Raw genomic sequence first — 13965 nt, forward strand, 5'->3', positions numbered from 1 at the left:
CTGCGCGCCCCTGTCATGTCACCAGGCGAACCGATCACGTCATCAGGGAATTGATCGTCGAGATCAGTGCGTCGTGCATATAAGGCTTCGGCAGGAAGGCAGTGTTGGCGGGCAGCGCCATCGGGTCGAGCTGCACCATGCCCGAGGTGATGATGATACCGATATTCGGCCGCATCGCCCTCACCCGCTTGGCAAGCTGAATACCGTCCATCGAACCGGCCATGTTGACGTCGGTGAACAGGATATCGACATCCTGCCTGCCCTTCAGCACCACCAGCGCCTCATCGGCATTCGCCGCCTCCAGCGCCACATGGCCGACATCCTCCAGCACATCGAGGACATTGAACCGGATCACCGGCTCATCCTCGACGATCAGCACCACGGCACTGTTCAAACCCACCATCAGCAATCGCCTTCTTCATCGAATCCGATCTCTGTAATTGTCGCCCGCGCGGCAAGGTTCCAGTGCCCGCACCGACGAAATATGCATCGTCCACAGATGCTTGCGCTCTGCGCTTGTGGCTCTCTGCAATTTGCGTTAGAGCGAACCGATGCTGCGGGAACCATTGCCCCGGCATCACGGTGCCGGCCTCCGGCATCAAGGCGCCGACCTGCGGCGCCGCGGGCCTGTAGCTCAATGGTTAGAGCCGGCGGCTCATAACCGCTTGGTTGGGGGTTCGAGTCCCTCCGGGCCCACCATTTCTTTTCGCTCGCCGCATCGCCAGTCGTCAAGCATTTCATCATTGTAGCCGGTGTAGCCGGACGCGAAATTCCGGAATTTTGACACTAGGATCCGGAATTTTGATCTTCGTTCGAGCGGCTTTCGAAGATCATTTTAGGGGTAAAGACCGCTCCGTTAACCTAAATGAATGCGTACTTAGTCAGGTCTGCCGTCATCCACTTTTCTAAAGCGGCCTCTGCAGCAAGTTTCCTCTCATCATACAGGGTCGGCGTGTCGGAATTTCCCGCCAGTAATTGTAGGACGCGCTGTGCTTGTTTCTCCATTTCCGCCTCAAAGTCCTCGTCTGAAAAAATGAGACTTGAATAGACGAACGCACGCTGCGCCATCTGAAGCCGTTGCAGGACCTCTGCCGAATCGGTCGCTGTTTGGAGATCGCGACGAGCAAGCATTATCGAATTGCCCGCAGCAACTCCAAGAACGCTTGCCTCGATCGATATGAGGCTGTTTCGAATCCCACTCGTCTCCACAAATTTCCTTAAATCGGGCGTGGCGTCGATCTCTGCGAGCGCCTTGCTGCACACCACATCAGAGCCGCCCGCACTTCGAATATCGCTTAAGAGTGCGGCAATCTCTCGCGTCGCCATTCTTGTCGCAATCACCGACACGATCTTGTCGAGCAACCATTTCATATATTCACTTCCCCCATTTCCGGATTTCTTAAAGCCGTTCTCAAAGAGCGTTTGAAGGGGCTTCGAAGCTACATTCCTTCCGGCAGCTGGAATACAAACCAACGCATGCATATTCGCTGCGTTCTTGCCAACGCGCCTGGGGCTATCGCTGTGCCGCCGGTAGCGATAGCGCCCTTGCCCTTTTCAACTTTAAACTCCGGCGGATTGACGTTGAGGGCGGCAACAGGTTCGCCGGCCGTATCGAGTAGCAAAAAGTCCGCAGCAAAATAGAGGTCGGTCGACACCTGGCTCTGAATTGCGAGGCTGATAGAGACGCCTGCGACCTGATCATTCCAAGCAGCGACCTTCTCGCTGATCGTGAAATTGGCAAGTCGCACTTCCTTCACTGCCGACGAGGTTTCTTCGAAATCGGATTTTGCGACACACTGGAATGCAGCATCATTGCCGGGCTTCTCATCGGCTTTCGCGACGCCAGAAGACGCCGCCAAGATGATACCAAAAACTAATCCCCGGCCGATCACGCTACTCTCCCCTCAATTATTAACTCTCTCGCATTGGTACCAACTCCATTGGAGATGGAATAGGTCAATTCGACAGGCTGAATTTGGCACCCGCTGAATAGCTCTCGGATTTCTCGTCGCCGCCGATGTCGTTGATGACTTCCATCTTCGGTGCCAGATCGCGGCGGAGGAAAACCCCTCCCATGCCTACAAACGGCTCTGCGTACACCTGGTGAGGCGTGGAGTTGATGCGCTGAATGACCTTCTTGGATAGAATACGCTTGCCGCCGATATACGGGGCGGCAGGATTGGCTGGCTCGATCGGCCGTAGATTCACCATTTCAAATATCTCTCGACTCAGTCACTGGAGTCCCGCCCTGCGGGGTACGAGTGTGACGGTTATCGATAGGTGCTGTCGGACGGGTCTGGTCGCCAAACTAAGGCCCGTCGCTTGGGGGCTTTTGCGAGCCCTCAGCCACCCGATGTTTTTGAGCAGCTTCTTCTTAGTTCGGATGGAACGTCGGCTTCTCCGCCGACAGATGCGGGACCAATTTTGGTCTTTTGCTGCAACCAACGTCGCGCCCAATTTACGAGCATTTCACAGCCTGCTATTCGGCGCTCCTGGGTTGCGAAATGCGGGGGCGCAAGGTGCCATATACACAGGAAATCGATAAGCTTTTGACGACTATTGCGGCAGCAGGAGGCCACGTCACTGGCCTCGGTCTGGCTGACGAAGACGTCGTCAAAGCGGCTGCAGTTCTCGGCTTGATCGAGGTGACCACCGGCAATGGGTGGACCCTTGTTGATACTGTGTCTCTTGCTCCTCAACAGCGCTTGCAAATGGGCCTGCCTCCTGTCGTTCGAAAGCCTTCCGCTATCGCATTGGCGATGCATGCCGTTGCGGCGAAAGTAGGCAAGATCTTCGGAAACCAATCTCCGACTTAGGCCGCAAATATCCCGCTGTCTCTCACGTACTTGTAACCTGCCTGCAGCGGATGCAAACCGCCGCTGTTCGTCATGGGCGTGTAACCGGCAGGGCACTTCCAAATTCCGGAATTCCGTGCCGTGCTGACGACATCCGAAACATCATAGTAGCCATCAAGATTGGCTATTCCGCCGGCCCGCACCGCGTCGTTGATCTCCGTAATTTTCGGGGTAATCGTTGCGTTGGGGGTTTGGTTTCCCGTGGTCGCAAAAGCGTCCGTCGAGGTGGCGAGAGGCGTCGTTGTCGTCTGGTAGATCTTGATGCCCGGTGCCACAGACTTCAGGTAGGCGTAGAGCGTGGCCCTATCTGCCAGGCACTGCGCTGCTGTTCGGGCTTCTACGGTTCCGATATCATTCGGGCCGTATTCGATGATCGCCTTCGTGGCGTACTGAGCGAGAGCTGCTCGCTTTGCGAAATTCCCCGTGCCGAGGACGTTTACAGCCCGATAGGCGCTGTCGCCACGTACCCCGCAATTGATGTAACCGAAATTAACACCGGCTCCGCGGGCGATGATGCCTAGATCGAGTGTTGAATCCAGGGTGTCGTTCTCGCCATGGGTGATCGAAGTACCGAAGGCAATGATGCTCTCTCTTGCGCTGACGGAAAGCACGGCGATGGGACCATAGTACGCGCCAGGTCCGTTGTTGGTGTAGGCATCTGCCGCATTCTGGGTGTTATCGGCCAGAGAATTGACGGTCGCCGCACTATCGAAGGCATCCCCGAATGCTGAGCTTGTTACCGCAGGTGACGTCGCGCTCACATAGACGAGGCCGCCAGTGCCATTGATGCGCCAGCGGATGGCATACTGCGCATCCTCGGGTATCGAGAGGGCGGTATCGTCGCTGACAAGATTGGCGCCAGCCGGAATGGTCCCTGTAGTAGACCCACTGAACAATATGGGCGTGAAGACGCCGGCCGGGTATTCGACGGCGGCTTGTATAGACAGTGCCGAAGGCCCGTTTTGCTCGATGTAGGGGCTTGTTGCTCCAAACTGCGCTGCGAACCAATTTGGGAAAACAAATTTAGCTGAGGTGATCGCATCACGAGCAATCATCTGCGATCGGCCTCTGGCCGACTTGATTGCCGTGGAGCTGACACTCGGCAGAAGATTACGTGTGGAAACGTTTCGGAGCGAGCCGCCCTCGACGATGGTGACGGTGATGCCCAGGGTGCGGCCGGTCGAGGTGGTAACGGTCGCGTTGATCGTGCCGGCAGTTGAGGCAGATAGTCCCTTGACCACCTGGTTGCCGCTGGCGATAGCGAGGCGACCATCGTTCGGCGTGATGCCTACTATGGTCTCGTTCGCACCGGCATCCAGGCCGGTCACGGTCGCGATCACAGTGCCAGCCGCGTTGGTGGTCTGGAAGTTCGCCGTCGTCGGGCCAAGCGTTCCCTCGATCACGTTCGCAACCGCGATCGAGAAGGTGCGAGAGATCGGCGCATCGACGCCATTGTTTGCCTGCACAGTGACGCTGTGCGAGGTCTTTGTTTCATAGTCGACCGCCACGGCGAGATTGAGATTTGCGCCCGAGATGGCGAACTTGCCATCGGGATCGGCGGTCTTGGTAAAGATATAAGAACCAGACCCAAAGAGGACCGACAGTGCGCCAATAGTTGTTCCAACAGTCGTGCCTTCGGAGACGACGGCACCCGCTAGCTCCAACGAAGGTTCTTTTGGCCCAAAAGCACTGGTAGGCGTGACGATACCCCGCGAAATCGGGCGGTCGGAATAGCTGACCAGCGGCGGCCGGCGGATAGCGGATGCAGCCATGATTATTCAGCCTCCCAGACGATCGCCGCGACGGCCTCGGCCGAGGCGGCCGTCATCACCTGTGCACTCAGTTGGCCGAGCTTGGTCTGGCACTCCAGGACGTGCGCCTTGCCAACGACGCCGGCGGCCTGAATCTCGGTTGCTGTGTGAAGACGGAAGGCCCAGACGCCGCTTTCATCGGCACACCAGAATGGCGTCGTCCAGTCGGGCGACTGTCCAGGCAACAGAGAGTCGGTGACCGATCCCATCATGTTGATCTGGTCGGTGACCTTCGAAGGATATCGGTGCTCGCTTCCGAGCGCCGAGGAGGAATAACCGCCGATGATCGCCTCCGCGCAGGCGGTCGTCAGAACCGCGATCCGCGACGCCTTCAACTCCGCGAGCTGGTCGGCGGCATTGACCAGGCGCCAGCCATCCGCGTCCTTCACCAGCTCGGCGTCGAAGCTGCATTCCACTTCCTGGCGGCCGGCGCCGGCGACGGCATACTTGCGGCCATCCTCGCCGACGAAAAAGGCGTCCAGAGTAGCGAGGTCGACGATCGCCTCACCATCCCAGCCGAGCCGGTCGGCCGGCAGGACAGAAAGGGCGCCATCAAAGGCAATCGCGGTTTCAGGGGCGACCAGGTCTCCCGACAGAATGCGCGTGACCAGGTCATTTTCAACGATAGCGTAACTCATGCGGAAATCCCAATCAGATAGGGGCAAGTGATGTAGCCGGAGGGTGACGTGGCGGTGATGAGAAAGTTGAAGCCGTAGCGCGTCCGGGTGTTGGCGATGAACCCTTGAAGACTGTCGTCATTGCTAGTGACGTTCGCATTCGTGGTGTCGAGGTTGATCGTCGGCTGCCGTGCCCAATCCAGGGTGATCGCGTCATAGACCCAGCCAATGGAGGCGTTCGCGTTGATAACGTAGGTTGTTCGCTGGGCGCTCGCCGTCAGGCGGGAGGCATTCTTGAGCGGCTTGACGGTTGGCACGTTGCCGGCGCTCGTGGTCACCAGCGCTATAATCATGTCGTCATAGCCGGTATCGAAGGCCACGTTGCCTTCAGCCAAGGCGGAAGGATTGTAGCCGGCCGAGGACAGATCCTTCAGGCTCAAGGTCTGCACACCGGTATTGACGTCGTAGGCCAGCCGAAGATGGTAGGTTTTGCTGGCAGCCGTCGCGAAGGTGCGGGCGGCGAGATTGAGCGCCGCCAAATCAAGTGTCTTGAACTGGCGCCAGACCCACTGGAAAGGCGTGACGACTACCTGGCCGGCGGATGGGGTAACGGTCGCCTTGTTGTTCGCCGCGAGAATGGTCGGATAAACGTTCAGATACGTGACAACAGCAGGGTCCAACGGCCCGGCGGCGAGCTTGACCGCGAGAACATCGGCCAGCGTCTTCGGATTGATGATCTTGTTGAGAAGAGCGCCGGCGATGGCCTCGGCCGTGGTCGCATATGGAAATGCAGCCTCGACGTCAGCGAAGAGCGCATCCATCATGATGCCGATCGCCTGATAAAGCTGCGTCCAGTCGGCTTCGCTTGGCGACAATCCGGCCATGGCGCAAACCTTCATGATCTCTTCCTGGATCATGTTGAGGTAGAGCGCGGTAAGCTCGGTTCCTTCTACGCCGGCTCCTAGGTTTTCATCGCGGAAGCCACGCCGGCCGCCGCCAATATCTATCGTTCCCGCACCGTTGACGCGATCCATTTAGGCCTCTCCATAGGCAAAAGTGATTTGTGTGTGAGCAGGCTTCACGCGCCGCAGATCGCATTCGATCGATGACAGCTTGAAGCTGCCCAGGCGCTGTCCGGCACGGCCGCTGCCAGCCTTTAGGTTGACGACAGTGACAAGGCCGGGAACGTGGACGCGGAAGACGAATTGGCAACCCTCCGCCCGCACCGGCCGGCCGGCTCTCATGCTGCCAGCGCGCGACGGCCAGAATTCCTCGATCGTGATCGAGACCCCGAGATTGGCAGCGAGCTGGACAAAGTACGGGATCGACTGCCCGCCTCTTGCGGTCCAGCGCCGATGCGCAAGTCGCTGGCGTTCGGCAACCGGCAGTCCGCCGAGATCCCGACCGCACGGATCGGGACCGAGGCAGCGCTCAAAATCGGCAAGGAAGTTGTTGGCGGCGCGCGGGTCGACCTCGACCATCATAGCCTCGGCGTCGGCCTCGATGTCGGCGACCGGCGTGGCGGCCGCCTCAAGAAGCGCGTCGAGATTGCCGCCTCTGAAGCCAAGCCCGAGACCGGTTGGAAGCTTCGAAATCAAGCTTTGAAGGATCGTTGAAACCAGTCGGGCCATCAAGGAACCTCGAAGGTGATGGGGCCGGCGACCGGATATTCCGTCCGTTCAAGAGAAAACGGCGCCGCCGGCAGATCCAGGTCATGGGCATATTCGCCAGCTGCGGCCGAGATCGCCTCGGAGATCCGCGACGGTTCAATCAGGGCGCCGATCGGGCTGGCGTTCTCGGCGTCATCCTCATCGCCGATCGTCGCGACGAAGCGCTGCCAGGCGTCGGTCACGGCGGCGCGGGTAGCGACCGTGTCGGGCCGCAGGCGAACGGTGGTTGTCAGGGTGCGAAGAACGCCGGCGACGACGATGACACGTGCCGTCACCGGCCGAGTGCCGGTCTGACTGCCGACGCCGCCGAGATAGTCCTGGATAACCTCGATCTCGGCCGAGGACGGCACGCGGGCGGTCCCGTCGTCGTTCTTCATCAAAACGACGACGCCGACCGAACCGCGGCCGATCCAGCCTTCAATGACGCCGACCGCTTTGACCGACGCGACCTTGGAAACCCAAGTCGGATAGTCGGGGGCAGCGCCCCCGTGTGGCGGCTCCCTAATGCGCTGCAAATACGCCGCTTGAAGCTCGGCCGGAGTCTGTTCATCGGCGCCGCCGACAAAGGCTGCTGCAACCGTCGCCTTCGAGATCTCCGGAAACGGCGTGACGACGGTGAGTTGAACGCCGCTTTCGAGATTGCCTGCCGTGCCGGCCGCGACTGCAGCGGCCGGCACGGTCACCGTTCCGCCGACGCCGATCGCGGCGACAGCCGTCGTTTCATAGATGACCGCGTTCGATGCGGAGAACTGCAGGCCGGATGGCAAAGCCGTCCCTGCCAACCCTTCGACCAGGATGCTGCCAACGGCCTTGATGGCGCTACGCTGATCGACACCCCAGATGCCGGCATGCCGAAAAATGAACTCGTCTTCGGCCGTGTCGGGAAAATACTGCCGGCCCCACCAAGCCAGATGGTCATGCGCTTCGCGAAGCTCCAGCGAGAACGCGCGGCTGATCTGTGCGAAGACGCCGCGCGCCGAGCGGACGGCGCGGGAAACGTCAACCGGGTTAGCATCCGGTCGGATGCGCAAGATGGCGGCCTCAAGTGAGCCGGCGATCTTGGCGGCGATAGCCTTTGCTGTCGGGATCGGCCAAACCATTTCAGGCCTCCACACGACGGGAAAGCATTACGCTCGTATCCTGGACCTGGACGCGATAGCCGAGGATCCCGGCGCCCAGCCATGCGACTTCGATTTGGGCAGGCTCGCCGGTCTCGGCCTTGGCCCAGGCGAGGCTCTCCGCCAGCCAGAATTCGCAGAGCTGCCGCGTCGTCTCGGTCTGCTTGGCACGGTCAAGCAACCAGGTGCGCACACCGGTCATATCGCCGTAAGGGTCGAGCGCATCGCCAGCACAGCCGCGACGTTCGGAATAGGACGCCGGCGCTAGAAACTGTGAGCGCCCTTCCGGCAGGGGATCGTCGGACGCTGCGCGCCGATCGAGCCCGACAGACATGAGGATGGCGGGGATGGGGGTTTCGTCGAGCACCAAATCGAAGTCGTCGCCAAGGACCAGGTCACAGCGGCGCGCATCACTGTCATATCTAAGAGCGAGATCGAGAAACATGGCGCGAAGCTATCGCGCGCGCGCGGCTTAGATCATGCCCGCCTCGGCGGGCTGGCATCAGTTCGACGGAACGGCTGTATCGTCTCCACCAGCGATAACGCCGCCATGAACGTGCGTATCGCCGATGTTTTTGCCGTTGTGCTTGACGTGACCGCCGGTGATATCGACGCCCTCGGCCGAGACTACGAAGGTCACGCCTCCGATCTTGACCGAAAGGGATTCGCCGGCCTGCAGCTCAATCGTCCCGTCGTCGTTGATGATCATCCGGTCGTTGTGCTGATTATAGAGCCCGACGTCGCCGGCGCCGAGCTTTCCAAGCCGCTTCGAAGGATTGGCAACGGGCAACACGACGATATCGCCTTCGTCGGAACCGACCGCCAGAACAACAGCCAGGGCGCCGTCCTCGGGAACATGTGAGGCAAATCCGTAAGGCTGCAGGATCTCGACGTCATCACGCCAGACGCCCTCGGCAACCTCTACCGAAGCCGTTTGCGCCTGGCCTTCATCCTTGATGTTTTTCAGCGTAGCGCGCCGGATCATGCCGCGCATCTTGCCTGCTGTCTCGTTGTCCATCAAAGACCCCGCGCCGTGCTGTCGAGATTGGCGGACGCCTTCTTGCGGCGTGTGCGGTTGGTGCGGCGCTTAGCCGTGGGCTCGGCGTCAAAGGCCTCCGGGCTCATCACCGTCAGCATGGTCACATCGCCGCTTTCGTCAGAACGGTTGGACACCCTGACAATGAGCATATCGCGTTCGATGTCCTGGAAGGCATCCGAAACAAAGGTGATCTCGTTGACGCGCCACAGCTGACCATTGACGTCAAAACCCTTGACGGTCTCAGTCACTTCCTCACTCGCCCCACGTGCCGTGCGCATCCGCCAGTCGGCCTCGTCTTGAGCTGCCGTCACATCGGCCTTGCTGCGCGCCAGATACACGACCGGACGATAACGCGTGATCTCGCCATCTGTTGCGATACCCGTCGCGGCAGTGCCCTTGCGCTCGATCTCAGTCGCACCGCTGGAGGCCTCCCGATCGCCGGGAGAGATAGGCTCGGCCGTCTTGTCGAGTGCTGCAGATCCGGAGCGGGTCTTGCCGGCCTTCTCGCCTTGCCCACGCACATAGGTCTTGGAATGTCGCGCCTCGTGGCTATAACTGCCGGACGATCCGAGGACGTTGCCCGGCAGGCTGAGATCAGCCGGCGCCCGCGTCTTGCCGGTCCGGGTGATGACAATATTGCCGACGCCATCGGACAAGATCAAAGCATGACGGGAGCGAGCCCCCTTCTCGATTGCGGAGTGAGCCGTCTCGGCGAGATCCAGCCCATAGCGCGTAAAGGGCTCACCCGTATCGATCTCGCTGCGGACGCCAAGGCCGAACGGCTCAGCGATACGCTTGACCGCCTCTTCAAGCTTGACGTTGCGAAACTCCGAAGGCCCATCGGTCAGGGCTGCGCTGTCGACCAGGTCGCCGGTCTTGTCGCGTCCGGAAATAGTGACGCCGGCGGACTTCTCGCTAATATCCGGGTTCACGACCTCAATGAATCCCTTCAGCACGACTGTGCCATTGATCAGAACTTCGCATTCCGGCCCTGGGCGAATATCGGTGATCGCACCGCCGGTCGCATAGTCGAAGGACTTGAGCGAACGCTTGGTGTCGCGCAGCACGAAATTGAACGAGCCGGAAAAATCCTTCAGGTCGCGAGTGACCTCGGCCGAGGTCCATTGGTCATAGACGACGCCGGCAACACGCAGCGAAATGCCAGACTTCCTCATCAGCGCAGCACCTCGACGCCGCCGGCCGGCAAGGCCGAAGGATGGCGCGGCCGGTTCCTCGCGACGATCTCGCGATAGCCGGCCTCGATCAGTTGCGGCGTATCGCCGAAGACGTGCTGGGCGAGAAGCCAGGCGTCAAGCGGCCGATCGTTCTTGAAGATCACGACTGCCGGCAGCCGGCCGATCGTCTCGTTGATATCGGCGATCAATGCGGCCTGCAGATCGCGCGCCGCGCGCCGCAGCGTGGCGCTCTGGACGTCGAAAGCCGAGCCGGAAAATGTCTCCAGCGTATCGGTCAGCGTGTCGATCGCCACCACCACCCGCGTGCGGAAGGTCTGGGCTTCCTGTCGTGAGGCATAGTCAGCAAACGTCGACTGGCTGGCGGTTGCTGCAAGGAAGTGCGAGGCGGACGAAAGCAAGAGCGCGCGATCGGCGTCTGCAGGCGCATCGGCGACAGCGCCGGCGAGCTGCTCGGCAATGCCGATGCCGAGTTCCATCAAGGCGAGCGAGCTTGTCTCCTCGGTTGCCGCAGCACTTGCGGCCGGCGCGACTGCCGGCGTCTCGGCATATTCGCCTACGACCGAGGCAACGGTTTGCACCAGGCTGTTCAGGGCGCTCGGGTCTGCAGGCGTGGTCGCGGCGATCGTGGCCTTGATGCGCGGCAGCGCCCTGGCCGATCCGGCCGGCGCCGTGATGGCAGCGGCAGTCGAAGTCAGGACGCGATAGGAGCGCGCAACCGCCTTGCTTCGGGTTGCCGACAGGATCGAGGAGACGCCGGCGGCCAAAGCCGTCGCGGCGGCCGAGACCGAGGCGATGGAATCCGACAGGCCGCTGATGCCGGCAAGGATCGAGGAGGCCGAGCCTTCAATGCGCTTGACGGTCGCGGAGAAGCGAAGAACGCGCAGCTCCCGATCGGAGAAGTAGATCTGCGCCGGCTCCTCGGCAATGACAGTCATCGGGCCGAGCCACGGATGAATGAGCGTGGCGGGACCGGCCGTCTCGAAAGCCGCCTGCAGTGCGACGGCCTGAGCGCGGTAGTCATCGCCGACAATCAGGCCGCTGAAGGAGATCACGCCGGGTGCCCGGCCGAAGTCGTCGTAGGCCGCAGCATCGACGCCGGGGAAGAGATATTCGACGACGCGGCGACCAGCATCACTCGACGCGTCCGGAACGTGAAAGGTGATGCCGCGAAAGCTGCCCGGCAGCAGGCCAGGAAGAACCCACGGGATGCTATCGAGCTGCATTAATTTCTCCCGACAGAACGGCCGGTGTTGGCTTTCAGCGGCACGGCTGGATTGTCACTGGTGATACCCGTCACCTGTCCGGGGCCGTCAATCTTGACGGTGACCGTTCCGCCGACGACAGCCTTTGCCTGCGCGGGAGCAACGGCGCCGGCGGGACGATTGCTGTTGGCGGGGACCGGCCCGTTCAAGAAGTCATCCAGCGCCGCGCCACGGCCGCCGTCCGGATCGGTGGCCGAGCCTGCAGCCGTGCCATTCGGCAGAGCTTCGCCCGGCTTAACGACGCCGCCCTGGAAATAGGACATGGCGGATTTCACGGCATTGATCGCGCCGGCCAGCGCGTTCCAGGCATCTGTCACGCCCTGTGGCATCAGCTTCTGCCAGTCGACGCCGGCGTTGACCTGCTCAACCAGGCTAGCGAGGCGATTGACGAGCGTCTCGATATCCTTGCCGATCTGCGCCAGAACGCGGAGGAACTCCCCCGTAATGCTTCCGGCGAGATTGCCAAGCCATTTCGGCAGCCAGTCAAGCTTGCCCGCGTCGAAGCCGATCATCTTGCCGATCGCCGTGCCAAGGCGGTCGAACGCGGAGGCTATGCCTGCGATGGAATTGACCGTGCTGCCGAGCTGCTTACCGATCTCGCCGAGATGCGGTGCAAAGCCGGAGCCGAAATCGCGCAACGCTTCCCAGCCAGCCTTGATCCGTTCAAGCGTGGCATCCAGCAGCCTGAACGCCTGAAGCTTGGCGTCGTCGATCGTCAGGCCGGACAGATCGAGTTTGAAATCGAGGCTCTTGCCGAAGTTCTCAAAGAAGGGCTGAAGGTTCTTCAAGCCGGCCTGGACATCGATCCAGGCGCTTTCGAAACCGCGCCGGACCATCGGTGCATATCGCGTGTAGATCTCGCGGCCGGCATCCATGATCCGGCGGCTGCGATCTCGGACGCCATCGGCGAGCCGGAAAAACCCATCCTTGGCCCGATCCCAAAGCTGGGTCAGCCGTGGCCCGTAGCTCGACCAGTTGCGGTAGATATAGACCGCGCCGGCGGCGATTGCCGCGAGCGCCAAGCCGACAGGCGAGATCAGTGCGGCGACGGCCGACAGACCGGCTGCGATGACCGGCAGGACAACGCCGAGCGCGCCAAGGCCAGCCACCACAAGCACGGCTGCGCCGGCCCAAGCGAGGCTCTGTTTCACCATGCCGCCCGTCGACGCGTCGAGATCTCGAAGCCACTTCAAAGCGGCTTGGAGGCCGCTGTTAATGGGCGGCAACCAAGTGCCGAACGCCAGGCCGACTTCGCGCCATGCCTGCGTTCCGATCTCCCCGAAAATGGTGAGCTGCGTATTCAGGCTCTGCATCTGCGTTGCGAAGTCCGCATCGCTCATTGCGCCCGTCGCCTCGGCCACCCGATCGCGGATGCGCTTGTATTCGTCGATGTTGCCAAGCATCGGGATCAGGAAGCCCATCACCTGCATATCGGAAAAGAGACCGCCGAGCGCGCCGGCGCCGTGAATCGCCTCGAGCTGCGTTCGCACCTGTTCGAGCGCGTCGGCGCCCTTGAGGCCGCCGGCCTCGGCCTTCTTCATCAAGCCGTCGATTTCCTTGCCGGAGATCCCCGTCAGCGTCGAGATCTTCTGGATGACGGCCTCGATCGGATTGATGCCTTTCGTGACCGCGTCCTGCATGACGCCCTGGATATCGACGCCCATCTTCTCGAAGTTGCGAACCGTCTCGGGTGCGGTAATCTTCGACAGGAAATTGTTGAGGTTGTTGGCCGCCTCGGCCGGGTCGGCGGTTCCCTTCTTGGCGATCTGCAGCATGGCGGCAAGCTGTGTCGCCGCCGTTCGGCCGGTGATGCCGAGCTTTGCCATCTGCCCTGTCAGGCCTGGGAAGCTTTTCGCCATGTCCTTTAGTTCGAAGGAACCTTCTTTGCCGGCGACGATGAGGCCGGCCATGGTGGCGTCGAGCTGATCGGCCGGAAGCTTCAGCGTCTGCAGCAGCGAGACTGCGACGCCGGCCATGTCGTCGAATTCGGCATTCGCAGCCTTGGTGGCGCGGCCGATGCTTTTCAGGGAATTGTTGACGAGCTGCTCACCGAGGCCGGCGGCGATCATCTGGCCGGCGCCCTTGGCGACCGTGTCGGACGTCTGTCCGACCGTCAGCGCCAGATCCTCGAATCGTCCCTTCAACTGATCGACCATCAGGAAGGCTTGCGCGCCTGTCTTGTTCGATGTTCCGGCAATGTCGAGGAGCTGCTGTTGGAATGCAGCCGCCTCCTTCATCGGCTGCATGAAGGAGATGGTGGCGATAGCCGTGCCGACCAGGCCGATTTTCTTGGCCGTGTCGACGACGCCCTGGATGCTGCGGCGTAGGCCACGCAATGGCGAAGAAAGCAGATCCTTCAGTCGGACCAGAACGTCCAGCGCCATCGACCTTGCCATG

General features: G+C 61.2%; 15 protein-coding genes and 1 tRNA gene. 2 read left to right on the forward strand and 14 right to left on the reverse strand.

The window, feature by feature from the left end; all coding sequences use genetic code 11:
• Positions 1 to 34: 34 nt before the first annotated feature.
• Positions 35 to 403, reverse strand: a complete 369-nt coding sequence (locus CO666_RS03520) for a response regulator (protein ID WP_097611021.1) — start codon at positions 401 to 403, stop codon at positions 35 to 37.
• 220 nt (positions 404 to 623) lie between these two features.
• Here CO666_RS03520 and CO666_RS03525 point away from each other — a divergent pair.
• Positions 624 to 699: transfer RNA gene (locus tag CO666_RS03525), tRNA-Ile, on the forward strand.
• Positions 700 to 861: 162 nt separating this feature from the next.
• Here the strand turns inward: CO666_RS03525 and CO666_RS03530 are convergent.
• From CO666_RS03530 to CO666_RS03540, 3 genes are all read right to left on the reverse strand, one after another.
• On the reverse strand, positions 862 to 1371 hold the full coding sequence (locus tag CO666_RS03530; RefSeq protein ID WP_097610760.1) for a hypothetical protein: 510 nt from the start codon (positions 1369 to 1371) through the stop codon (positions 862 to 864).
• A gap of 68 nt (positions 1372 to 1439) precedes the next feature.
• Positions 1440 to 1892, reverse strand: a complete 453-nt coding sequence (locus CO666_RS03535; RefSeq protein ID WP_097610761.1) for a hypothetical protein — start codon at positions 1890 to 1892, stop codon at positions 1440 to 1442.
• 64 nt (positions 1893 to 1956) lie between these two features.
• Positions 1957 to 2211: a DNA adenine methylase gene (locus CO666_RS03540; protein WP_143540228.1), complete on the reverse strand. Its 255-nt coding sequence runs from the start codon at positions 2209 to 2211 to the stop codon at positions 1957 to 1959.
• A gap of 308 nt (positions 2212 to 2519) precedes the next feature.
• Here CO666_RS03540 and CO666_RS03545 point away from each other — a divergent pair, with 308 nt between their 5' ends.
• Entirely contained in the window at positions 2520 to 2816 is a 297-nt protein-coding gene (locus CO666_RS03545) for a hypothetical protein (RefSeq protein ID WP_143540229.1), read from the forward strand.
• Here the strand turns inward: CO666_RS03545 and CO666_RS03550 are convergent.
• From CO666_RS03550 to CO666_RS03595, 10 genes are read right to left on the reverse strand one after another with little or no spacing between them, the layout of a single operon-like run.
• Positions 2813 to 4627: a GDSL-type esterase/lipase family protein gene (locus CO666_RS03550; RefSeq protein WP_097610763.1), complete on the reverse strand. Its 1815-nt coding sequence runs from the start codon at positions 4625 to 4627 to the stop codon at positions 2813 to 2815. The two genes, CO666_RS03545 and CO666_RS03550, sit on opposite strands and share 4 nt — an antisense overlap.
• Before the next feature lie 2 nt (positions 4628 to 4629).
• Positions 4630 to 5304, reverse strand: a complete 675-nt coding sequence (locus tag CO666_RS03555; RefSeq protein WP_097610764.1) for a DUF4376 domain-containing protein — start codon at positions 5302 to 5304, stop codon at positions 4630 to 4632.
• Positions 5301 to 6317 (reverse strand): hypothetical protein, encoded by a 1017-nt coding sequence (locus CO666_RS03560; protein WP_097610765.1) that lies wholly within the window; start codon positions 6315 to 6317, stop codon positions 5301 to 5303. The genes CO666_RS03555 and CO666_RS03560 overlap by 4 nt, the downstream gene beginning before the upstream one ends.
• A complete protein-coding gene (locus tag CO666_RS03565; protein WP_097610766.1) occupies positions 6318 to 6914 on the reverse strand; it encodes a YmfQ family protein in 597 nt (198 codons plus the stop codon). It lies immediately after the preceding gene.
• Positions 6914 to 8053 carry a baseplate J/gp47 family protein gene (locus tag CO666_RS03570; RefSeq protein ID WP_097610767.1) on the reverse strand — a complete coding sequence of 380 codons (1140 nt, stop codon included), beginning with the start codon at positions 8051 to 8053 and terminating at the stop codon, positions 6914 to 6916. The genes CO666_RS03565 and CO666_RS03570 overlap by 1 nt, the downstream gene beginning before the upstream one ends.
• Position 8054: 1 nt before the next feature.
• Entirely contained in the window at positions 8055 to 8516 is a 462-nt protein-coding gene (locus CO666_RS03575) for a phage GP46 family protein (RefSeq protein ID WP_097610768.1), read from the reverse strand.
• 57 nt (positions 8517 to 8573) lie between these two features.
• Positions 8574 to 9089: a phage baseplate assembly protein domain-containing protein gene (locus tag CO666_RS03580; RefSeq protein WP_097610769.1), complete on the reverse strand. Its 516-nt coding sequence runs from the start codon at positions 9087 to 9089 to the stop codon at positions 8574 to 8576.
• Positions 9089 to 10285, reverse strand: a complete 1197-nt coding sequence (locus CO666_RS03585; RefSeq protein ID WP_245436733.1) for a phage baseplate assembly protein — start codon at positions 10283 to 10285, stop codon at positions 9089 to 9091. The genes CO666_RS03580 and CO666_RS03585 overlap by 1 nt, the downstream gene beginning before the upstream one ends.
• On the reverse strand, positions 10285 to 11529 hold the full coding sequence (locus tag CO666_RS03590; protein WP_097610770.1) for a DNA circularization N-terminal domain-containing protein: 1245 nt from the start codon (positions 11527 to 11529) through the stop codon (positions 10285 to 10287). Before CO666_RS03590 ends, CO666_RS03585 begins: the two co-directional genes overlap by 1 nt.
• Positions 11529 to 13964, reverse strand: a complete 2436-nt coding sequence (locus CO666_RS03595; protein ID WP_097610771.1) for a phage tail tape measure protein — start codon at positions 13962 to 13964, stop codon at positions 11529 to 11531. The genes CO666_RS03590 and CO666_RS03595 overlap by 1 nt, the downstream gene beginning before the upstream one ends.
• Position 13965: the final 1 nt, after the last annotated feature.

The sequence above is a fragment of the Rhizobium chutanense genome (assembly GCF_002531935.1).
GTDB classification, from domain to species: Bacteria; Pseudomonadota; Alphaproteobacteria; order Rhizobiales; family Rhizobiaceae; genus Rhizobium; species Rhizobium chutanense.

Excerpts from the sequence above, each read along its gene's own strand:
- CO666_RS03520 (WP_097611021.1), bottom strand. The coding sequence starts at position 403 with ATGGTGGGTTTGAACAGTGCCGTGGTGCTGATCGTCGAGGATGAGCCG.
- CO666_RS03530 (WP_097610760.1), bottom strand. The coding sequence starts at position 1,371 with ATGAAATGGTTGCTCGACAAGATCGTGTCGGTGATTGCGACAAGAATG.
- CO666_RS03540 (WP_143540228.1), bottom strand. The coding sequence starts at position 2,211 with ATGGTGAATCTACGGCCGATCGAGCCAGCCAATCCTGCCGCCCCGTAT.
- CO666_RS03550 (WP_097610763.1), bottom strand. The coding sequence starts at position 4,627 with ATGGCTGCATCCGCTATCCGCCGGCCGCCGCTGGTCAGCTATTCCGAC.
- CO666_RS03555 (WP_097610764.1), bottom strand. The coding sequence starts at position 5,304 with ATGAGTTACGCTATCGTTGAAAATGACCTGGTCACGCGCATTCTGTCG.
- CO666_RS03560 (WP_097610765.1), bottom strand. The coding sequence starts at position 6,317 with ATGGATCGCGTCAACGGTGCGGGAACGATAGATATTGGCGGCGGCCGG.
- CO666_RS03565 (WP_097610766.1), bottom strand. The coding sequence starts at position 6,914 with ATGGCCCGACTGGTTTCAACGATCCTTCAAAGCTTGATTTCGAAGCTT.
- CO666_RS03570 (WP_097610767.1), bottom strand. The coding sequence starts at position 8,053 with ATGGTTTGGCCGATCCCGACAGCAAAGGCTATCGCCGCCAAGATCGCC.
- CO666_RS03575 (WP_097610768.1), bottom strand. The coding sequence starts at position 8,516 with ATGTTTCTCGATCTCGCTCTTAGATATGACAGTGATGCGCGCCGCTGT.
- CO666_RS03580 (WP_097610769.1), bottom strand. The coding sequence starts at position 9,089 with ATGGACAACGAGACAGCAGGCAAGATGCGCGGCATGATCCGGCGCGCT.
- CO666_RS03585 (WP_245436733.1), bottom strand. The coding sequence starts at position 10,285 with ATGAGGAAGTCTGGCATTTCGCTGCGTGTTGCCGGCGTCGTCTATGAC.
- CO666_RS03590 (WP_097610770.1), bottom strand. The coding sequence starts at position 11,529 with ATGCAGCTCGATAGCATCCCGTGGGTTCTTCCTGGCCTGCTGCCGGGC.
- CO666_RS03595 (WP_097610771.1), bottom strand. The coding sequence starts at position 13,964 with ATGGCAAGGTCGATGGCGCTGGACGTTCTGGTCCGACTGAAGGATCTG.